The 20,879-nt window shown below is 64.1% G+C and carries 18 protein-coding genes and 1 pseudogene; 12 read left to right on the top strand and 7 right to left on the bottom strand.

Features of this window, described 5'->3' with window-relative positions; genetic code table 11:
- Positions 1-279: 279 nt before the first annotated feature.
- A complete protein-coding gene (locus ACW7G0_RS11210) occupies positions 280-567 on the bottom strand; it encodes an HAD family hydrolase (RefSeq protein ID WP_456989763.1) in 288 nt (95 codons plus the stop codon).
- Positions 568-952: 385 nt separating this feature from the next.
- On the opposite strand from ACW7G0_RS11210, the gene ACW7G0_RS11205 reads away from it, so the two are divergent.
- From ACW7G0_RS11205 to ACW7G0_RS11195, 3 genes are read left to right on the top strand one after another with little or no spacing between them, the layout of a single operon-like run.
- Complete coding sequence (locus ACW7G0_RS11205) at positions 953-1,357, top strand: DoxX family protein (RefSeq protein WP_456989684.1); 405 nt, start codon at positions 953-955, stop codon at positions 1,355-1,357.
- Positions 1,358-1,370: 13 nt separating this feature from the next.
- Positions 1,371-2,078 (top strand): pirin family protein, encoded by a 708-nt coding sequence (locus ACW7G0_RS11200; protein WP_456989683.1) that lies wholly within the window; start codon positions 1,371-1,373, stop codon positions 2,076-2,078.
- Positions 2,075-3,145, top strand: a complete 1,071-nt coding sequence (locus ACW7G0_RS11195; protein ID WP_456989682.1) for a lipid A deacylase LpxR family protein — start codon at positions 2,075-2,077, stop codon at positions 3,143-3,145. Before ACW7G0_RS11200 ends, ACW7G0_RS11195 begins: the two co-directional genes overlap by 4 nt.
- Here the strand turns inward: ACW7G0_RS11195 and ACW7G0_RS11190 are convergent.
- Both ACW7G0_RS11190 and wrbA read right to left on the bottom strand, forming a co-directional pair.
- Positions 3,142-4,983 carry an esterase/lipase family protein gene (locus ACW7G0_RS11190; protein ID WP_456989681.1) on the bottom strand — a complete coding sequence of 614 codons (1,842 nt, stop codon included), beginning with the start codon at positions 4,981-4,983 and terminating at the stop codon, positions 3,142-3,144. The genes ACW7G0_RS11195 and ACW7G0_RS11190 overlap by 4 nt on opposite strands.
- Before the next feature lie 20 nt (positions 4,984-5,003).
- On the bottom strand, positions 5,004-5,603 hold the full coding sequence (gene wrbA, locus ACW7G0_RS11185; RefSeq protein ID WP_456961539.1) for an NAD(P)H:quinone oxidoreductase: 600 nt from the start codon (positions 5,601-5,603) through the stop codon (positions 5,004-5,006).
- A gap of 189 nt (positions 5,604-5,792) precedes the next feature.
- On the opposite strand from wrbA, the gene ACW7G0_RS11180 reads away from it, so the two are divergent.
- From ACW7G0_RS11180 to ACW7G0_RS11150, 7 genes are all read left to right on the top strand, one after another.
- Positions 5,793-6,674 (top strand): LysR substrate-binding domain-containing protein, encoded by an 882-nt coding sequence (locus tag ACW7G0_RS11180; RefSeq protein WP_456989680.1) that lies wholly within the window; start codon positions 5,793-5,795, stop codon positions 6,672-6,674.
- A gap of 61 nt (positions 6,675-6,735) precedes the next feature.
- On the top strand, positions 6,736-8,388 hold the full coding sequence (locus tag ACW7G0_RS11175; RefSeq protein ID WP_456989679.1) for an MFS transporter: 1,653 nt from the start codon (positions 6,736-6,738) through the stop codon (positions 8,386-8,388).
- Positions 8,389-8,531: 143 nt separating this feature from the next.
- Positions 8,532-9,896 carry an alginate export family protein gene (locus tag ACW7G0_RS11170; RefSeq protein ID WP_456989678.1) on the top strand — a complete coding sequence of 455 codons (1,365 nt, stop codon included), beginning with the start codon at positions 8,532-8,534 and terminating at the stop codon, positions 9,894-9,896.
- A gap of 93 nt (positions 9,897-9,989) precedes the next feature.
- Entirely contained in the window at positions 9,990-10,331 is a 342-nt protein-coding gene (locus tag ACW7G0_RS11165) for a carboxymuconolactone decarboxylase family protein (protein ID WP_456961535.1), read from the top strand.
- 197 nt (positions 10,332-10,528) lie between these two features.
- Complete coding sequence (locus ACW7G0_RS11160; protein ID WP_456961534.1) at positions 10,529-11,308, top strand: isochorismatase family protein; 780 nt, start codon at positions 10,529-10,531, stop codon at positions 11,306-11,308.
- Between the two features lie 84 nt (positions 11,309-11,392).
- Positions 11,393-13,225, top strand: coding sequence for an amidohydrolase (locus ACW7G0_RS11155; protein WP_456989677.1), 1,833 nt, complete (start codon positions 11,393-11,395; stop codon positions 13,223-13,225).
- A 132-nt stretch (positions 13,226-13,357) separates the two neighbouring features.
- Positions 13,358-14,857, top strand: coding sequence for a catalase (locus ACW7G0_RS11150; RefSeq protein WP_456989676.1), 1,500 nt, complete (start codon positions 13,358-13,360; stop codon positions 14,855-14,857).
- 41 nt (positions 14,858-14,898) lie between these two features.
- Here ACW7G0_RS11150 and ACW7G0_RS11145 read toward each other — a convergent pair whose 3' ends face one another.
- Together ACW7G0_RS11145 and ACW7G0_RS11140 are read right to left on the bottom strand one after the other, a co-directional pair.
- Complete coding sequence (locus ACW7G0_RS11145) at positions 14,899-15,582, bottom strand: oxidoreductase (protein ID WP_456989675.1); 684 nt, start codon at positions 15,580-15,582, stop codon at positions 14,899-14,901.
- Positions 15,583-15,712: 130 nt separating this feature from the next.
- Positions 15,713-16,621 carry a LysR family transcriptional regulator gene (locus ACW7G0_RS11140; protein ID WP_456989674.1) on the bottom strand — a complete coding sequence of 303 codons (909 nt, stop codon included), beginning with the start codon at positions 16,619-16,621 and terminating at the stop codon, positions 15,713-15,715.
- A 116-nt stretch (positions 16,622-16,737) separates the two neighbouring features.
- Between ACW7G0_RS11140 and ACW7G0_RS11135 the strand changes: the two genes are divergently transcribed.
- Complete coding sequence (locus ACW7G0_RS11135; protein ID WP_456989673.1) at positions 16,738-17,841, top strand: alkene reductase; 1,104 nt, start codon at positions 16,738-16,740, stop codon at positions 17,839-17,841.
- Positions 17,842-18,090: 249 nt separating this feature from the next.
- Here the strand turns inward: ACW7G0_RS11135 and ACW7G0_RS11130 are convergent.
- Positions 18,091-18,657: pseudogene (locus ACW7G0_RS11130) on the bottom strand (MFS transporter); the annotation flags it as partial.
- A gap of 207 nt (positions 18,658-18,864) precedes the next feature.
- Entirely contained in the window at positions 18,865-19,983 is a 1,119-nt protein-coding gene (locus ACW7G0_RS11125; protein WP_456989672.1) for an alkene reductase, read from the bottom strand.
- A gap of 119 nt (positions 19,984-20,102) precedes the next feature.
- Between ACW7G0_RS11125 and ACW7G0_RS11120 the strand changes: the two genes are divergently transcribed.
- Positions 20,103-20,741, top strand: coding sequence for a TetR/AcrR family transcriptional regulator (locus ACW7G0_RS11120; protein WP_456989671.1), 639 nt, complete (start codon positions 20,103-20,105; stop codon positions 20,739-20,741).
- Positions 20,742-20,879: the final 138 nt, after the last annotated feature.

The raw sequence follows: 20,879 nt of genomic DNA, 5'->3' as shown, positions 1-20,879 counted from the left end.
CTCCCTAATCACCCGACTGCTGCTTTCACGTTGTAGCGGAAGTCGGTCGTATGGATCGCGGCCTGCTGGAGGTGGACCGTGGTACCGAACAGGTAGTGGCGCCGTCCACGTGCCGATCAATATCGCCTTGTCGGATGCCGACGTCCGCCTCAAGGCGTTCGATTGCTCGGGAGGTTCGATCGCCATGACAGCGTCCTGCTCGTCGGCGGGCATCGAGCCACACGTAGCGATCCCCTGGTCCAACATAGGACCAGACGGTTCCCGTATACCGACAGTGTTCTAACGCCAGCCTAGTTCGCGGCTGAGCAGCTCATCGAGACTTTCTCGGGATCGATCAAGCAGCGCGGCCTTCATTCCGAACGCCAACGGACCTTCCAGGTCGGCCCGCGGACTGTCCCCTATGAAAAGCGCATGTCTGGGCTGAGCGCTCAGAGACTGAATGACGGCGTGGTACATAGCCGGCGCGGGCTTGCACTCGCCCACCTCGCAACTCAACGCGTACGCATCGAGGTCGGGAAGCAACTCTCTTAGGCGAGTCGCGTAGGCATGGGCAGCATTGCTGCAGATGGCAACACGAACCTACCGCTACCGGGACTGATGGAAATCGCCGACAAATGCCCCGTGCACCGGACATTGGCACGAGGCGCCGCGCTGGAAACCGAACCAGGCGGGAGCATGCCTGCTGGAGCCGCCGACAAGCCGGGACAGCACTCGCACGACGTAGCCGCTTCCTCCGACGCCACAACTTCATACACGCCCGGCGCCATGTAATTCGTCATGTACCTAGCGGCGCGTCTAGTCGGAGATGCAACAGCACTTCGCGCTCAATGTCGCACTTCCGGAATCAATGACTTCAGTTTTCATGCCTTTGTCCCACATTTGTTGCGACAGATACTGACCCCGTCAATCAGCGCTGTTGGGCGCCTCCTTCAACCACACGGGATCTTTCACCATGAACAACACTGCACTTCTGACCGGTCGCACCGGCCTAGCCTTGGTCTTCATCCTCTCGGGCGTCACCAAGATCGGTGGTTATGCCGCCACCCAAAACTACATGGACTCCATGGGCATCGCCGGCGGACTGCTTCCGTTGGTGATTTTGCTTGAAGTGGGCGGCGGCCTTGCCGTCCTCGCAGGTCTCTTCACACGCTGGGCGGCTTTGGCATTGGGTGCGTTCTCGTTGGCCAGCGGCTTCCTGTTCCACTTGGACCTGGGCGACGCCAACCAGTTCAACAACCTGTTCAAGAACATCGCCATTGCCGGCGGCTTCCTGCTGCTCACCACGCAGGGTGCAGGTGACTACAGCCTTGATCGTGTGTTGCGCCTTGCTCGCACTCGCTCCCCTGCCCGTGCTTGAAGGGGGCGATGACATGATCACTCTTCGTCCTGCAAACAAGCGCGGCCATGCAAACCATGGCTGGCTCGAGTCCCGGCACAGCTTTTCGTTCGCCGACTACCACGACCCCCTCCATATGCATTGGGGTCCGCTGAGCGTGATCAACGAGGATCGCGTACAACCGGGCCAGGGCTTTGGTACCCACGGCCACCGCGACATGGAAATCATCAGCTACGTCATCAGCGGTGCGCTCGGCCACAAGGATTCGATGGGTAACGGCGCATCGATCGTCCCGGGAGAGGTACAGCGTATGAGCGCGGGCCGTGGGGTCACCCACTCCGAGTACAACCACGATCGCGAAGGCGTGACCCACTTCCTGCAGATCTGGATCATCCCGAGGATCACGGGCATTCCGCCCAGCTATGAACAGAAGGCATTTCCCGAATCGGAGAAACGTGGCCGGCTCAGGGTGGTGGCCAGCCCTGACGGCGCAGACGGATCAGTGACGATCCACCAAGACGCGCGGATGTATGTCGGCCTGTTCGACGGCGCGGAGACCGATACGCTCCGCCTGTCCCCGGGTCGCCTGGGCTATGTGCACGTGGTGAGCGGATCGGCCGTGATCAACAGCCATGCGGTATCCGCCGGGGACGCGTTGCTGTACTCGAACGAAGACGAGGTGCTCGTCGAACGCGGAACCGGCGCCGAGCTGCTGGTGTTCGACCTGCCGGAACTGCCATGAACCGCGGCAGTCTCAGCGGGATCAGCATGGTGCGCATCCTGCTCGCCGTGGTTTTGGGCACCATTCCTCTCACCGCTGCGGCGGTGGAGGGTTGGTCGGAGCCAGAACCGCCGACCAGGCCAGCGGCGACCGTGAACCTGCGCGTGGACAACGATCTGTTCGCCAGCCGCGACCGTGGCTACACCAGCGGTATACAGCTCACCGTCGTTTCCCCAAACCTTGCCGACTACACTGCCGACACGAACCTGCCGCGTTTCGCCCGTTGGTTGAACGACAACTTCGAGTTCATGCAGCCCGCGGGGGCCGAGCAGCAGAACATGGTGCTGCGCATCGAGCAGCGTATCTATACACCTACTGACCCGCTCCGCAGCGACCTGGACACTGGCGACCGTCCCTATGCTGGAACACTGATGGCGGTGGCCGGCTACAACGCGCGCAAGGGCAATACCTTGCGAACGACTCTGCTGGGCGTCGGTATCCTGGGGCCCAGTTCGCTGGCTGAGCGTTCGCAGGATGCGATCCACGACCTGACCGGGTCGGAGAAGTTCGCCGGATGGGAACACCAACTGAAGGACGAGATCCTTGTTGGTGTCCGCCATGAGCGGTCCTACCGCACGAATGCTTTCGACTTGGGGCGAAGCGGATTGCAGGGCGATGCCATCAGCCATTGGGGTGCCGCGTTGGGCAACCCAATGACCCGCATCAACGGGGGCTTCGAGTTCCGCGTTGGGCACAACCTGCCGGATGACTTCGGTTCAAGCCCAGTCCGGCCCGCAGGCGACAACACGGCACCGCCATCGAACGGCAGGGATCCGTCCTTTGCGTGGCATGTCTTCCTCGCCGTGGATACATATTGGTCAATTTACGACCCTTCGCTGGACGGAAACCTGTTCCATGACAGCCATGACGTCGACAAAAAGTCTATCGTCGCTGAAACGGCATTGGGCTTCACCGTGAATCGCGGCCCCTGGAAGCTGGCTTTCGCGCGATATTTCCGCACGCGCGAGTTCAATGAACAGCATGAAAGCCCGCGGTTTGGTAGCGTCACTCTGAGCCGGTCATTCTAAAGAGGGGCAGTATTGATCCGCTTAAGCAGAATCCTCTTCAAAATCGAAATTGTCGCGGGTTCGGTCTGTAAGTCGTGACCGGCAGTCACGTGATCCACGCTCCCGGCCGTCCAGGTCGCGCTTTCCAGCGACACTACACCGTCGCCTTTTTCCGGCCTGGCGGGGTCCTGGATACCGACGATCGAATGGATCGCGACGCCATCGATCACTGGCAAGGCCCGAGCGGCATGTATCACTGGCTGGTCAGGCGACAGGGTCCCCAGGCTGGTCGGACCACCCTGACGATAGTTGTCGAGCACTGAAGGCTGGACGCTCTCTGGATGCTCGACCGCCAACTGGACCAGGTAGTCCATGGTGTCGACCGGCAAGCGAATGAAACGCTGAACCAGGCGCGCCACGAGTCCCTCAGCCCGCGTGCTACCACCGTGGGGAGCAGCAATCATCACCAGTTCGTCCACGCCCTGGATCGGCTGGAACACGAAGAGTTCGCGCGCGCGATCCACGGCTTCACCTGGGTCGAAGGTGTCGGGATCGGCAGTGAAGGCGGCGTTCCAAAGCGCGGTTCCAGGATCCGTCAGCAACAGGCGTGAAATCACGCCTCCCATGGAGTGCCCCACCAGCACCGCATGCCGGTAACCACCGGAAGCTGCTGAGGCTCGGCTGCGGAAGTCCTGCAGCGTCCCGGCCAGCTCCTGCCGGTTGACCAACACGGGCATGCCGGTCGAGTAGCGCGCCATCCAGAACTGGTAGTGCTCGGAGATGTCGGGATCGCCGAGCAGTTCGTTGACCATGTTCGCCCAAGTCATCGGACTGCTCGCAAAGCCGTGTACGAGGATCACCGGCGTCTTGTTCGGATCCACGGGCGCCAAGAGCCGGATCTGGGAATCGTCGCGGCCCGTTTCGGCAGCAAACAGCGCACTCAGATAGCCAAGCTCATTCTCAAAGCCAACCGCGGCCCTCGCGTAGGCGGCGCTCATGTCGCGCGAAAGCGTGATTGGACCGAACGCGGTGTCGATGGAGCCCGCCCGAGATGCGTCACGAGCGACGAGCCGCTCCCCCCCGCTGGCAAGAGGCTCGAACAGAATGTTGATGGCCAAAGCGAAGGGCTGTGGGGGAAAGGACCCGATGGCGGCGTCAGTACGGCCGCTGGCGATCGCTGCGACCCCGATGCCGTCCTCGACATGGCGTGTCCTGAGACCGCGCACCTTGACTTGGTTCGCCAGCACGACGTTTGTGACCGCCGGACGTGGGAAGTGGGCGGCCTCAACGTCCCATTCGAAGCCCTCGGGTCCCCGGACTGCGATCGCGTTCAGCGCAAGCCCGGCCGTGCAGGCATTGTGCAGTCGGAGTGCCAACTGCGTCCGCGCGGTGATTGGCCCTTGCCGTCCCGGAAGCATCGGGGCGTGCAGGTAGCGATGGGTATGGTGGGCACAGGCGCGCCAGTGCGCGACCCGGGTGTCCTGGGGGCCGTGCTTGGCCGCTTGATAAAGGACGTCGGAAGCGGCGATCAACCGCGTGCCCTCGCGGATCGTGCCCGTAGCGTCGATAATCCGTGAGGCGCATTCGTTGCTCGCGCGGGAACACGTCGTGCGAAGATCCAGCATCGACACGACTTCATTCGTGGTGTTGGAAAGATGGCCCGCGAGTGCCAAGCCATCCAAGCTCATGCGCGAGCGCAGCGCGGCATTGTCGTGGACCCGAAGAGTTGAGCAGGCGCCGGCCAACAGCGGGATGACCGCCACGATGAGCCAGCGGCTCCAGTTCCTTCGTGATGGTGATCTTGGGTGCTTCAGATGCTCCATGCCTTCCGCCAATGCAGGATCGCGAGGATCCTGCATTGTGCGTCCGACAGCCCGGATCAGCCAGCGAGCTTGGTAGTGACCTCGGCCACCAGGCGCCCCTGGAAGCGGGCACCTTCGAGTTCGTTTTCGCTCGGCTGGCGCGAGCCGTCGCCGCCGGCGATGGTGGAGGCACCGTAGGGTGTGCCGCCAGTCACCTCGTCGAGCCGCATTTGGCCCTGGAAGCTGTAGGGCAGGCCGACGCACACCATGCCAAAGTGCATCAGATTGGTATGGATGGCCATGAGCGTGGTTTCCTGGCCGCCATGCTGCGTGGCGGTGGAAGTGAACGCTGAGCCGACCTTGCCATGCAGCGCACCCCGCGCCCAGAGGCCGCCGGTCTGGTCGAGGAAATTCGCCATCTGCGAGGCCATGCGGCCGTAGCGCGTGCCCGTGCCGATGATGATCGCGTCGTAATCCGGCAGTTCGTCCACCTTGGCAACCGGTGCTTCCTGGTCGAGCTTGTAGTGCGATGCGCGCGCGACCTCCTCGGGCACCAGCTCGGGCACGCGGCGGATGTCCACGGTCGCGCCGGCCTCGCGCGCCCCTTCGGCCACGGCCTGCGCCATGCGCTCGATGTGGCCATAAGCCGAGTAATAAAGGACCAGGATTTTGCTCATTGTCGTCTCCGCAGTGGTTAAGGCGTCCGACCGTAGCCGCGGCGGTGAAATGAAAATAGTCACTCAGGTGGAATCTTACTGTTTCCAATAACGATACAAACGACCACTTTTCTTGCGGTGCCGCCATTATTGTGGGAACAATGCCCGACCAATCATGCGCTGGAGCTGTTGATGGATCGGATGGAATGCATGCGCGCCTTCGTCGAGGCCGTGCGGGCGGAAAGCTTCGCCGCGGCGGCGCGCACACTTGACGTTCCGCGCTCGAAGGTGAGCAAGCAGGTCCAGTCGCTGGAAGCGGCACTCGGTGTCCAGTTGTTGATGAGGACCACCCGTAGCCTGCACCTGACCGAGGCCGGCGCGACGTACTACGAAGACGCGCAGGACGTGCTGGCCGCGATTGACGAGGCCGAGGAGCGGGCACGGGGAACCTCCGGCATCCGCGGCATCGTGAGGTGCAATGTGCCGGTGTCCTTCGGGATGCGTGTCATCTCCGGGCTGGTTCCGCGCTTTCTGGAGAAGTATCCGGACATCGAGCTGCAGATCTCGCTCACCGACCATCTGATCGATCCGGTGCGGGGAGGTTTCGATGTCACCATCCGCATCGCCGACCTTCCTGACTCATCGTTCGCCGCCCGCAAGATCATGCCGGCACCGCGCAGCCTGCTGGCTTCGCCCGACTACCTTGCCCGACAAGGGGTGCCTGGCGTTCCGGAGGACCTGGCGTCGCACGCCTTCCTCAACTATGGCTGCCTGCAGGGTGGCATCACCATCCAGCTCACCCGTGGGAAGGAAATGCAGCGCGTGCGTACGCGGGGATCGGTCATGGCCGACAACGGTGATTTCCTCGCAGAGATGGCCCTAGCCGGGCTGGGCGTTGTCTTGCTTCCAGACTTCATCGCTCAGGATGCGGTGGACGCGGGGCGCCTCGTTCGCGTCCTGGAAGACTGGAGCGCGCCTGCAATCGCGGTGCATGCACTGTTCCCGCAGTCGCGCAACATGCCTTTGCGCCTGCGCCGATTCGTCGATTTCCTGGTCGCCGAGCTCGGCGGAGAGGATGGCCAGATAGTCTGATCATCAACGATGCCGGTTCCCTTCCCCGCCCAGACGGGAGGGACACAAGAAAGAACATCCCATGAGCCAACCCGCACCACAGGCAGCCCCGACCGCTACCGGCCCATGGACGCCGCTGACCCAGTCCACGTTCCGCAACCTGTGGCTGGCGATCCTCGTCGCCAACATCGGAACCTGGATTCATGACGTCGCCGCGGCCTGGATCATGGCCGAGAACACCGGCTCGCCGTTCATGGTCGCGGCAGTGCAGTCGGCAACCACGCTTCCAGTCGTCCTGCTGGCGGTGATCGCCGGCACCCTCGCCGACATCGTCGATCGTCGCAAGTACTTGATCCTCGCCCAACTGTGGATGGTGTTGGTTGCCAGTGCCCTCGCGCTGGTGGCGCACCTGGACATGCTGACGCCATGGCTCCTGGTCGCGCTGACCTTCGCGCTCGGGATCGGTGCCGCCATGGCGATGCCGGCGCAGCAAGCAACGACGCCGGAACTGGTTCCCAAGGCCATGCTGGGTCCGGCAGTCGCACTGGGTTCACTGAGCATGAACATCGCCCGCTCCATCGGACCTGCCCTTGGCGGCCTGATCGTGGCGAGCGCGGGAATCGAATGGGCGTTCGCGATCAACGCGCTGAGCTTTCTCGGCGTGGTGCTGGTGCTGGTCACCTGGCGTCGGGAGCCCGGCAAGTCGACCCTGCCACCCGAATCGTTTGGCGTGGCACTTCGTGCAGGACTGCGGTACGCCACCCAGGCCACGGTCTTGAAGTCCGTGCTGATCAAGGCGGCAAGCTTCTTCGTGTTCGCCAGCGCGCTCACAGCGCTGCTGCCGATCGTGGTCAACCGTGAACTGCAAGCCAGCGCCGGCACCTACGGCCTGCTGCTGGGCTGTATCGGCATCGGCGCGATCACCGGCGCAGTGCTGTTGCCGAAGCTGCGCGCGAAGTACGACTCCGACCGCCTGGTGCTGGTTGCGACCCTGGTCTACGCGGCCTGCATGCTTGCGCTCGCACTGGTACGGAACATTCCTGTCCTTTACGTGGTGTCGCTGGCCAACGGCTTCGCCTGGATCACCGTGCTGTCTTCGCTGCAGATCGCCGCACAGACATCGGTCCCGGCCTGGGTGCGCGCCCGCGCGCTCTCGCTGTACATCGTCGTGTTCTCCGCGGGCATGGCGGTCGGCAGCCTTGGCTGGGGCACGCTGGCGCAGCAGACCAGCACGCCCGTCGCATTGATGGTCGCTGCCGCAGGCACCGCACTGGCTTCGCTGTTCGCATTGCGCTACCGGTTGGGCGAGGCGGCGAACGTTAACGTCACTCCATCCGGGCACTGGCCGGAACCGGTTCTGGTGGAGGAGATTGCCGGCGACCGTGGTCCGGTGCTGGTCACCATCGAATACCGGATCGCGCTGGACCAGCGCGTCGAGTTCCTCCGCAGCATGCGTCTGCTCGGGCGCAGCCGTCGTCGCGATGGCGCGATGCAGTGGGGCGTGGCCGAAGACACCACCGAGCCGGGCACCTATCTGGAGTATTTCCTCGACGCATCGTGGGTTGAACACTTGCGCCAGCACGAGCGGGTGACCGAGGACGAACAGGTGCTGCAGGAGCAGATCATGGCTCTGCTGGCGGATCCTGCCCAGCGCCCGCGCGTGCGTCATTACGTGGGCGGCACACCGGGTGCGGCCCTCGAGCATCCGCCGGAAAGTGCCAGGGAGATCGTATGAGCCTCAGGTTCCTGATCGGACTGCTGCCGGGTTCGGCATCGAATGCCGGCCTCCGACCATCCTCCTGCAGGTGCATCGATGCCTGCAGGGAGATTGGCGATAGCCGCGATATGCCTGGCCATCCTTTGGGACGATCGAATGCAGTGCTGAGGAGCCGAGCAGGCCTGCTCGCGCTGCCACTGCTGGCGGCAGCCGGGGGCGCCGCGGCGGATTTCCGCCAATTGCGCCATGAGGACGATTTCATTGCCCAACGCCAGATGTGCGCGGACGACAATCGCATCGCCTGCTGGAAAGCCCGGCCGGTCGCCGGCGGCATGCACCTGAGCCTGGGCGGCGATTTGCGTTGGCGCTATGAGTACGCCGACAATCCAGGCCATGGTGAAGATCCGCAGGATCACTGGGGAGCCTGGTTGCAGCGCCACTCGCTGTTCGCCGATGTGCGTCTGGGCGAACACTGGCGCGGCTTCGCCCAACTGGGCACCTCGCTGGCGAACGGTCGCGCCGGAGGCCCCGCGCCCGTGGACGAGAACCGGCTTGACCCGATGAACCTGTTCGTCGAACTGCGCGGAGCGACCGCTGGCGACAGGGAGTTCGGTCTGCGTGCAGGCATCCAGGAGATGCGGTTCGGATCGGCCCGACTGATGGACGTGCGTGACGGTACCAACGTGCGCCGAAGCTTCGACGCGATACGTACGTATGTGGAAGGCGCCGACTGGCGCATTGACGCCTTCGCGGCAACGCCAAGGCTGAATCGCCAGGGCAGCTTCGACGATGGCCATTCGGACGTCCAAGCGCTGCGAGGCATCTACGCCGTCCGGACCGGTGTCGACCGCGTCTGGGATGTCTACCTGCTTCATTATGAAGACCTGACTGCACACTACGTCCAAGGAGATGCGCATGAGCGCCGCTGGACGCTGGGACTGCGTGTGTCCGGAACACAGGGCAGCTGGGACTGGAATTGGGAATCCGCGATGCAGGGTGGCCGCTTCGGCAGCGCCAGCATCCGTGCCTGGACAGTTGCGACCGAAACAGGCTACCGCTTCACCAATGCCACGTGGCAGCCGCGGCTGGCCCTGCTGGCGGCGGTGGCCAGCGGCGACCGTAACCCCGATGACAATCGCCTGGGCACCTTCAATCCGATGTACCCGCGCGGCAACTACTTCGGCGAGGAGGCGACTCTAGGGCCACGCAACTTCTTCAACGTCCAGCCCACGATCTTCCTGCACCCCACGCCGCGGCTGGAGCTGAACGCAAGTCTCGATCTGTTCTGGCGGCACAGCACGAACGATGGCGCGTACGCGCCCAACGGGACGCTGATCCGCACGCCCGGCGACAGCAGCAACCGACACGTGGCAACCATCGCCTCATTTGGAACAACCTGGACGCCGTCGCCGGGTTGGACAACGGGCGCCGTCTTGGCCTGGTCCCGGCCCGGCTCGTTTCTACGCGACAACGGTCCGCATGAGCCGTTGCGCTATCTGGAGTTGACCCTGCAGCACCAGTTCTGAGATGCACCCTGCCCTCGCCCGGTGCCTGGAACCGGGCCGTTTCCCTGAAACACATGACTCGCGTCGAATTGCGACGCCTACGGAGGAACCACCATGCTCGACTGGAACAACTATCGCGATGAACTCAAGGGCCGGATCGGCGAGATCAGCAAGCTGTCCCCCGATACCGTGCGCGGCTACGCGACGCTCAGCGGAGCCGGTGCCAAGACCCAGCACCTCGATGCCAAGACCCGCGAACTGATCGGCTTGGCGGTCGCGGTAACCACGCGCTGCGACGGCTGCATCACCGTGCATGTCGATGCCGCGCTCAAGCATGGCGCTAGCCGCGAGGAAATCGCCGAAGCGCTGGGCGTTGCGGTCGCACTCAATGCCGGGGCGGCACTGGTTTACTCGGCTCGCGTCATGGACGCGGTGGCTGCCCATCCCGGCTCGTGACCGCCCGCGCGGTCTCGGATCGTATCAATTCCAGAAACAATGAAGTGTCGATCATCCGGTCTCTGCGGGGCCTGGGGAGATCTACGCTTCGATGGCGCGCTGCGAACGACTGAACTTTCGAGCGCTGGTACACGGGCAACACGTTCGATGAGCTTGCTCCGGTCATCGTCATTCATTTCAAACGAGAGGCAACCACCATGAAGCACTCGAACTTCCTCGGCAATTTCTTCCACACCGTGGCGATGGTCGCGGTAATGTCCATCCCCCTGGCGTATTCGCCCATGGCGAGTGCGCAGCAAGCCAGCGCCCAGGCGCCCATCGAAGGGCTTTCACGCCAGCCGACGCCGGCGGCACGCGCGGCGCTCTATGACCCCGACGATGCCGTCTTCTTGCTGCTGGACCATCAGACGGGTCTTTTCCAGACGGTAAAGGACATTCCACTTGCCGAGCTGCGTGCCAACACGGTGGCCTTGGCAAAGATCGCCGTACAGGCGGGTATCCCGGTCATCTACACGGCATCGGAGCCGGGCGGCCCGAACGGTCCCATCATGGAAGAATTGCTTGAGGCCGCGCCCAATGCGATCTACGTCGGCCGCAAGGGCGAGGTCAGCGCATGGGACAACGCCGACTTCGTGAAGGCCGTCGAGGCCACCGGCCGCAAGACCCTCGTCATGGCGGGCGTGTGGACCAGCGTCTGCGTCGCGTTCCCGGCCCTGCAGGCAGAGGCCGATGGATACAACGTGCTGGCGGTGATGGATGCCTCGGGCGACGTCAGCAAGCTGGCATCCGACGCGGCCATGCTGCGCATGGCGAATGCCGGTGTTGTTCCGGTCACGACCAACACCATCCTCAGCGAAACCCACCGCACCTGGAACCGCGACGATGCCGCCGCGTGGGGCGCGCTCTACTCCGAGCTCGTGCCGCACTACCGGGCCGTTTCCGAGAGCTACCAGCGGGCCCAGGAAGCTGCGAAGTAAGACCTCGCCGTCCACGCTTCCCCGAGAAGCGATTGAACGCGGGGCCGGACCGACCCGTCCGGCCCCGCCATAAAGGAGGCATCCATGCGATACCTACTCTTACTCGCCGTGACGCTATTCGCGGCGGCGTGCACCAATCCGGCGCCGCCTGCCACGGCGCAACAATCCGGGACACAACAGCAAGCAGGCCAGGCCGATCTCATCGTGACGAACGCGAACGTCGTCACCATGGATACGAAACGCCCCAGCGCCCGCGCCTTCGCGGTGGTCGACGGCAAGATCGTAGCTGTCGGCGACGACGCGGAGATCGCAGCGCAGCGCGGCGACAGGACGCGCGTCATCGACGCGGGCGGCCGGACCGTCATTCCCGGCCTGAACGACTCGCACACCCATGTGGTCCGTGGCGGCCGCTTCTACAACCTGGAGCTTCGCTGGGATGGCGTCGGTTCGCTGGATCGCGCCCTGGAGATGGTGCGCGAGCAGGCAGAGCGGACGCCTGAAGGTCAGTGGGTCCGGGTCATCGGCGGCTGGTCGCCGTACCAGTTCGAAGAAAAGCGGATGCCGACCATCGCGGAATTGAACGCGGCGGCGCCCGATACACCAACGGTCGTCGTATTCCTCTACAGCCAGGGCATGATCAACCGGGCCGCCGTGGAGGCTCTTGGCCTGACGGAAGATACCAAGGCACCGGACGGCGGTAGGTACGAGTTTGTCGATGGCGGCGCGATCCTGCATGCGGAACCGAACCCCGCCATCCTCTATTCAATGATCGCCAAGCCGCCAGCTCTCTCGGCCGACGACCAGGTCAACTCCACCCTGCACTTCTATCGCGAGCTCAACCGGCTGGGCATGACCAGCGCCGTTGATGCAGGTGGTGGCGGCCAGCTGTTTCCCGACGATTACGCCACCAGCCTGAAAATCGCGACCGACGGCAAGCTGCCCCTGCGCGTGAGCTATTACCTCTTTGCGCAGACCGCTGGCCAAGAGGCGGCCGATTTCCGCCGTTGGGCCGACGGTTACGGGTTGGACGACAACCAGCACGAAGCGCTCGAGCATGGCTACGAGCTGGAGGGTGCGGGTGAGTTCCTGGCGCACAGCGTTGGCGACTGGGAAAACTTCATGGCGGCAAAGCCCGACCTCGACGAGCGCAAGGCGCGCGGCATCGACTGGGACACCGATCTCCACGAGGTCGCCTCCATCCTGGTCGAGAAGCAGTGGCCGCTGCGGCAGCACGCCACCTACGGCGAGAGCGTGAGCCGGATCCTGGATGTCTTCGAGCGGGTGAAGGAAGAACAGGGCCGGTTCGTGCCGCGCTGGGCGATCGACCACGCGGAAACCGTGACCGACGAGGACCTGCAGCGGATCAAGGACATGGGCGGCGGCATCGCCATCCAGAACCGCATGGGCTTCGCGGGCGAATACTTCGCCGAACGCTACGGGAAGGAAGCGGCTTTGAACGCCCCACCGGTCCGCAAGATGCTCGACCTTGGAATCGTGGTCGGCGGTGGAACCGACGGCACGCGCGTGAGCAGCTACAACCCGTGGCCGGCCATCCATTGGCTGGTGACCGGCAAGACGATGGGCGGCACGCAGCTGTTCGCAGACGAAAACCGGCTGTCGCGCGAAGAAGCCCTGCGGCTGTTCACCGCGAACGCAGCGTGGTTCAGCCAGGAAGAGGACGTCAAGGGTCGGATCGCCCCCGGCCAGTACGCCGACTTCGCCATCCTGACCGAGGACTACCTGACCGTTCCGGAAGAGCGCATCAAGAACCTGGAGTCACTGCTCACCGTGGTGGGCGGAAACGTGGTCTACGCGGCAGGACCGTTTGATGACTTTGCGCCACCTGAGCTTCCTGCAGTGAGCCCCGCCTGGTCGCCGGTGGCACATTTCGGTGGATATCAGAACGAGGGCCCGTGACATCTGCTGAAGATACTGCTGGCCGCGACATGATCCGCAGGAGCAAAGGCGCCGGTGCCCCCGGCTCGACGTCGCGGAACCGCAACACAACCAGAGGCAACATCCACACACGCTCTTCATGAGGATATTCCCATGGCAAAACAAGACGACAAGCACGCGACCGGTTCGACCATGAGCACCGGTGCGCCCGCGCCCAGCGACCGCAACTCGCTGAGCATCGGCGCCGACGGTCCGATCCTGCTGCACGACGTGCACTTCCTGGAGCAGATGGCGCACTTCAATCGCGAGAAGGTGCCCGAGCGCCAGCCGCACGCCAAGGGCGCGGGTGCGTTCGGCGTGCTCCAGACCACCGAGGACGTCTCGAAGTACACCAAGGCGGCGCTGTTCCAGAAGGGCGCGTCGACCGACATGCTGGCGCGCTTCTCCACCGTCGCCGGCGAGATGGGCAGCCCCGACACCTGGCGCGACGTGCGCGGGTTCTCGCTGAAGTTCTATACCGATGAGGGCAACTACGACCTGGTCGGCAACAACACCCCGGTGTTCTTCGTGCGCGACCCGATGAAGTTCCCCCACTTCATCCGCAGCCAGAAGCGCCTGCCCGACTCCGGCCTGCGCGACAACCACATGCAGTGGGACTTCTGGACCAACAATCCCGAGACCGCGCACCAGGTCACCTACCTGATGGGCGAGCGCGGCCTGCCGCGCACCTGGCGGAACATGAACGGCTACGGCTCGCACACCTACATGTGGATCAATGCCGCCGGCGAGAAGTTCTGGGTCAAGTACCACTTCCACACCGAGCAGGGCATGGCGTTCTTCAACAACGCCGAAGCTTCCGCGATGGCCGGTCAGGACGCCGACTTCCACCGCGGCGACCTGTTCAACGCGATCAAGCGCGGCGAGCACCCCAGCTGGGTCCTGTCGGTGCAGGTCATGCCGTACGCGGACGCCAAGAGCTACCGCTTCAACCCGTTCGACCTGACCAAGACCTGGTCGCACAAGGACTATCCGCTGATCAAGGTCGGCACCATGACCCTGAACCGCAACCCGGAAAACTTCTTCGCCCAGATCGAGCAGGCCGCATTCTCGCCGGGCAACACGGTGCCGGGCATCGGCCTGTCGCCGGACAAGATGCTGCTCGGCCGCGCGTTCGCCTACGCCGACGCCCAGCGCCACCGCATCGGCACCAACTTCCACCAGCTGCCGGTCAACCAGCCCAAGGTGCCGGTGAACACGTACATGTTCGACGGCCTGATGACCTACCACCACCGCGGCAACGCGCCGGTGTACGCACCCAACAGCGGCGGCCGCACTTGGGCGGATGAAACCGGCCCGGTGGCAGACGGCTGGGAGACCGACGGCGAGATGGTCCGCAGCGCCTACACCCTGCATGCGGAGGACGACGACTTCGGCCAGCCCGGCACCCTGGTGCGCGAGGTCTGGAACGACGCCCAACGCGCCCAGTTCGTCGACCAAGTCGCCGGCAGTCTGCTCGGCGGCGTCCGCAGCCCGGTGCTGGAACGCGCGTTCGAGTACTGGAAGAGCGTCGACCCTGGCGTGGGTGCGCGCATCGAGCAGAAGGTGAGATCCGGGAGTGCTCCCGAGCCGGCAGCGGGCATGGGCGAGAGCTGAGCAGACGCGCGCCGGCAGGCGCACGATGACCGCGGACCCGGCTACCTGGATACACAGGCAGCCGGGCTTTCATCCATCACCGGTGACGTAGCGACCACTGAAGCAGGATTCCGGGCCAGGCGTGATACCCAGGCAGCATCAGCCAACAGCCGACGGCCAACCGCGATCAGGTCGAACTCCTCTTGCTCGATCCGCTCGGTCAGGCGCCTCAAGTCCGGCCCGCTACTCGGCAGTCCAGTTGGCTCAAGCCCAACCGAGCCAACGGCGATAGTCGGAAGCTCCGTCAGTTCCTTGACCCACACGGCCAGGCTGCGATCCGATCCTGAAAAGGCCGGGCGATCGAAATGTCCATCCGATGCATGCAGCAGGGTGGCACCCGCCTGGACGATCGGGCCAAGCAGTTCTTCCAGGTCGTGGGGGCTGGTCACGATGGCGGCATTGCGGGCGCCGACCTTCCACTGCGAGAGCCGGAACGAGATCGGAAACGAGGGCCCGGTTGCCTGGCGTATCGCCGCTACGACCTTCGCCGCGAAGCGTGCGCGGCTGCGCGCCCCGCCGCTATAGGCATCCTTGCGCCGGTTGGTATGTGCCCACAGGAACTGGTCGATCAAGTAGCCGTGCGCACCGTGGACTTCAACACCATCGAAGCCGACCGACTGCGCGTACACCGCCGCCCGTGCATAAGAGGCGGCGACGCTGTCGATGTCGATGTCGTCCAGCGTCATCGCCTTGCCGTAGCTTCCCCGGATGCGTGCGCCGGGGCGATCGCATCACCAGACCGAACCTTGATGATCAGGCCGCCGACTGCATGCTCAGACGGCTTTCGACCCAAAGCGGCCCTTGAGGGGGGATTCGTCAATCGAACGTTCCTCGCGCCGCCAGCTTCGCCAACTCGTCCACCACGTGACGCACTTTCGGCCGTAGATGGCGCGTCTGCGGCCAGAGTGCATGGATCTCAATGTGCTGCTGCGAGCAATCGTCGAGCACCAGCTGCAACGCGCCGGACTGCAGGTGCGGCCGGACCAGCGAGATCGGCATCTGGCAGATGCCGAGGCCGGCGACAGCGGCGTCGATGACAGCATCGCCATCGCTGAACTGGTGGGTGCCGACGGGTACGAAAGCATCGGCCGAGGCGTCGGTACCGATCCGCCATGCCATCGGTTGCCCATGCCGGAATCCGACGATGCTGCGGTGCGAATGCAGATCCTCCACCGATAGCGGGACGCCTTGTGCCCGCACGTAGTCGGACGAGGCGCACAGTACCAGCCGCTGGCTGCCCAGTCTGCGCGCGACCAGGTTGCCTGCTTGTTCGAGCCCGCCGAAGCGGATGAGCAGGTCGATGCCCGCCTCGGCCGGATCGAGCAGGTGGTCGTTGAAGGTCACGGTGAACTGCAGGTCCGGATGCGCCGCGCCTATGCGCAACAGAATGGGCAGGATCACGTGGCGCCCGAACGAGGCTGGCATGTCGATGCGCAACCGCCCGACTGGCAGACGCGACTTCGAGCCAAGGCCAGCCTCGGCGGCAGCAATCTCCTCCAGCGCGGCGGCGCACGACGCGTAGTAGGCCTCGCCGTCTGCGGTGAGCGAGATACGCCGCGTCGTGCGGTGGAACAGGCGCACGCCAAGGCGCCCTTCCAGGCGGGCGATGGCCTTGCCTACTGCCGAGCGGGATACGCCCAGCGTCGCCGCAGCCTCCGTGAAAGTGCCTGCCCGGGCGGTCGTAACGAAGGTGATCAGGCCGTTCAAGGAGTCAAGCGGCATCATTCTTCGCAGCCTATTGGGGACAACATTTCCCTATTATCGGGACATTAGCCTCTATTGTGCGCGTCAGTGTCAACCTCATATCGTTGTCATCGCCTTGCACCGAGACAAACGACAACATGACATCTGCACTGTTCCAACCGTATGACTTGGCGGGCACGCCCTTGCGCAACCGCGTCGCCATGGCGCCGATGACCCGCGCCCGCGCTCCCGGTTGTATCGCCAACGCGCTGACCGCTCAGTACTACGCGCAGCGTGCCAGCGCTGGCCTGATCATCAGCGAGGGCACTCCGGTGTCGCCGGAAGGGCAGGGCTACATCGACGTGCCCGGCATGTGGTCAGCCGAGCAGGTGGCCGGCTGGAAGCCGGTGACGGAGGCCGTGCATGCCCGGCAAGGTGTGATCTTCGCCCAGCTCTGGCACGTGGGCCGCATGTCGCACACCTCGCTGCAGTCCGGCGGCGGTCAGCCGGTGAGCTCGAGCACACGTCGCGTGGCGAGCGATCCGAAGAGCATGGCATTCGTCTACCGCGAAGACGGTACGCGCGGCCAAGCCGAGCCAAGTCCGCCACGCGCGTTGGCCACCGATGAGGTGCCGCGGATAGTCAACGACTTCGAACAGGCCTCGGCGAATGCGATCGCCGCCGGCTTCGACGGCATCGAAGTGCATGCCGCCAACGGCTACCTGTTCGAACAGTTCCTAAATCCAGTGGTCAACGACCGTGGCGATGCCTACGGTGGATCGCTGCTCAACCGAGCACGCCTCATCTTGGATACCGTGGATGCGATCACGCGCCGTATCGGTCCGCACAGGGTTGGCATCCGCCTGGCGCCACACAACCGGCAGTTCGACATGCCCGAGTACGTGGACAACGAAGCGAGCTATCTCTACCTGGCCGAGGAGTTAGGCAAGCGTGACCTGGCCTACGCGCATCTCAACGACAACCACGCCCGCGGCGTGTCAGTGCTGGACGAGGCGTTCCTGCGGAAATTCAAGGAGATGTACGGCGGTACCGTGATCCTCGCCGGCAGCATGATGCGCGAGCGGGCCATCCGGCTGGTCGAAGAACGCACCATCGACCTGGCGGCATTCGGGCAGCCGTTCATCGCCAACCCCGACCTGGTTGAGCGCTTGCGGCGCGATGTGCCGCTCGTTCTGCCCGACCGCGAGACCTACTACGGCGGGGGTGCCAAGGGCTATACGGATTACCCGGTCACCAGCTGATCGAGCTCTGTCGTATCGGCGCTTGTAGCCGGTACGGCTGCTCTTGGCCGGAAGCCGACATCCGGTTGATGATCGAATCGGTATGCTGATCGCCCTGAATTGGGCGCGTTGCTCAGCTTCATCGGTGCGCGCACCCCGACCGCGGATATCCCTGAAGGGCTGTAAGCAAGCTCCGGATTGACGCGTCCGTCGTCGTTTGCGCCCTGGTGGAACAGCTGCACGAAGATCTTGCCACGGTCGCCAGCCGATCAGCAGCCCAGCCGCTGCGCTCAACGGGATGCCGAGGCTCATGGCAGCGACGTTTCCAGCGAAGATCGCCGACAGCGCGCGTCCGCGCTGCGTCACTGGCACCATGCGGGTGGCCAGTGAGCCGATCATGCCCCAGAAAATGCCATGCATGATGCCCGTGACGAAGCGGATGACGATATCCAGCGCGTAGCTGTCGCTGAACGAAACAGCGATGTTGCCTAATGACAGGACGGTCAGGATCGAAACCAGCAGCGGTCGCCGCGGCAGTGTTGCCATGATGCCGGCCAGCGGTGCAGAGGTCACAACGACTGCGAACGCGAAGATCGACACGAGGAAGCCGATGCGTGCTTCGGTTTGCCCAAGATCACTGGCCATCACCTGGAGCACGCCCATGGGCAGCAACTCTGCGGTGATGAAATTGAACGTGATGGCGAACAGCAGAATCAGGACCCATGCGGGCTGTTTCACCAGACGCCATTCTTCTGTTCGGGCAACGGCGGCTCCTCCTTCGACAAGGTTCGGAGAAGTCGCAGTAGCTGGCACCAAGCCGTCCGGCTTGCGCTGCATTGTGATAATCCCTCGATACAGGAAGTCCCCCAACGGCCAAGAGGCCGCGAAAGGCTTCCTCAGATCGGGGCTTTTGAACGGTTTGGGATGGCGCCAGGGGTGTTACATCGAACGCTGCACTGTCCACCGCGTGTTCAAGCAGTGGCAGTGCGATGGCGCATCAGGGGCAGAAAATGCCCATGACGAAGTCGATCTCCAGCGGCGTGCTCATGAGGCCGGCGCCATTTCTTCCGCGGCGTACTCCGGGTAGTCGACATATCCGACCGTGGTACCGCCATAGAAGGTGTCGCGGTCGGGCTCGGCCAAGGGCCATCCATGCTGCAGCCGCGCCACCAGGTCGGGATTGGAGATGAACGGCCGTCCAAACGCCGCCAGGTCCGCCAGTCCCGCAGCAAGGTCGGCCTCGGCGGTCTCGCGGGTGTAGCCGCCGGCAATGATCAGGGTGCCGACATAGGCCTGGCGGAATGCTTCGAGGAAACGCTTGCCTTCATCGGTCGCCACCAGCACGTCGCGGTTGCTGATATGCACGTAGGCGAGCTGCCGTGAAGAGAGCTGCCGCGCCAGTTCCAGCCACGTGTCCGCCTCGTCCTCGAACGCGGGCATGTCGAAGATGCGGTTGAACGGGGACAAGCGGATGCCGACGCGACCCGGGCCGATCGCCGCGGTGACGGCGTCCACGGTCTCGAGGGTGAAGCGAAGGCGATCCTCGATAGTCGCGCCGCCATAGCGGTCATCACGCGTGTTGAGCCCTGCGTTGATGAACTGCTCCAGCAGGTAGCCGTTGGCGCCATGCAGTTCGACTCCGTCGAAGCCGGCGGCCACAGCGTTGTGGGCGGCAGCGACAAAGTCCTGAGTGATCCGCGGGATCTCCGCGGTTTCCAGAGCGCGTGGCATGCTGGCCTGCACCGGGCCGGGCTGACCCTGCTGGTCATAGGCGAAGGCGGTGGTGCCTTCGGCGACCTTGGCGACCGAGCTGACCGGTGCACGAGCTTCGGCCTGCACCGACACATGCGATACACGCCCGACGTGCCAGAGCTGGGCAAAGATCGCGCCGCCCCGTGTATGCACCGCGTCGGTTACGCTCTTCCAGCCCTCGACCTGGGCCGGGGTGTGCACCCCGGGCGTGAACAGGTAGCCGCGGCCTTCGTCGGAGACCTGCGAGCCTTCGGTGACGATCAGACCCGCGGTCCCACGCTGCTGGTAGTACGCCGCGGTCGCCGCATCGGGCACGGTGTCGGCGGCGCGGGAACGGGTCATCGGCGCCATGACGACGCGATTGCGCAGCGCCCGGCCCGCCAGGTTGTAGCGATCGAAAAGAGTGGTCATTGGTGCTGCCTCGATAGTTGTGGATCGAATGTTCCACAACTGTACAGAGCACCGGTCCGCCTTGGGTGTAGAATTATGGAACGATCAGTACCGAATTCGTTCCGCCCTTGGAGACAGCCATGGCCACCCTCGGCCGACCACGCACCTTCGACCGTCAGCAAGCGCTGGAAAACGCCATGCACGCGTTCTGGCGCCATGGTTACGAGTCAACCTCCCTGGCACAGCTACGCTCGGCCATGGGCGGACTCTCGGCGGCCAGCTTTTACGCGGCCTTCGGTTCGAAAGAAGCCCTGTACCGGGAAACGGTCGAGCTGTACCTGTCGACGGACGGCAGTGCGGTCCGTATTGCTCTGGAGGACGCCTCGAGCTCGCCGCGCGAAGCTATTGCACGCGCGCTCCGCAGCGCGGCCAGGATCCAGACGGCTCAGGAGCACCCGTATGGCTGCATGGTCGTGCTGTCGGCACTGAACTGCTCCCCTGCCAACGATCATGTTCGTCAGTCGATGACGGACGAGCGTGCGAGTACGCAAGCGCTGGTCCACAACTGTGTACTCAAGGCGACCAAGCTTGGAGCGTTGTCACGCGGCATCGACGCCGAAGCCCTGACGCTGCTCGTCGTTACGCTCCTCAATGGCATTTCGATCCAGGCCCGTGATGGGGCATCACTGCCAGAGCTCGACGGCATGATCGACCTGGCCATGACCATGTGGGATGCCACCGCGCAGAGCGACTCTCAGAGAAGCCTTTCGTCACGCTGAGCGCTCGTTCGGCGTCGTAAAATTCGGCACGGATGATGGGTGTCGTTGCGGCGCATTACGACGGATAACCCCGATGCATAACGGAAAGTGATCGTATCAATTTCAGAAACAATGAAATGATATTTGCCCGGTTTTTAC

Source organism: Lysobacter sp. A286 (assembly GCF_054052105.1).
The sequence above is the reverse complement of the archived record's forward strand: the minus strand, read 5'-3'. Positions and strand labels throughout refer to the sequence as shown.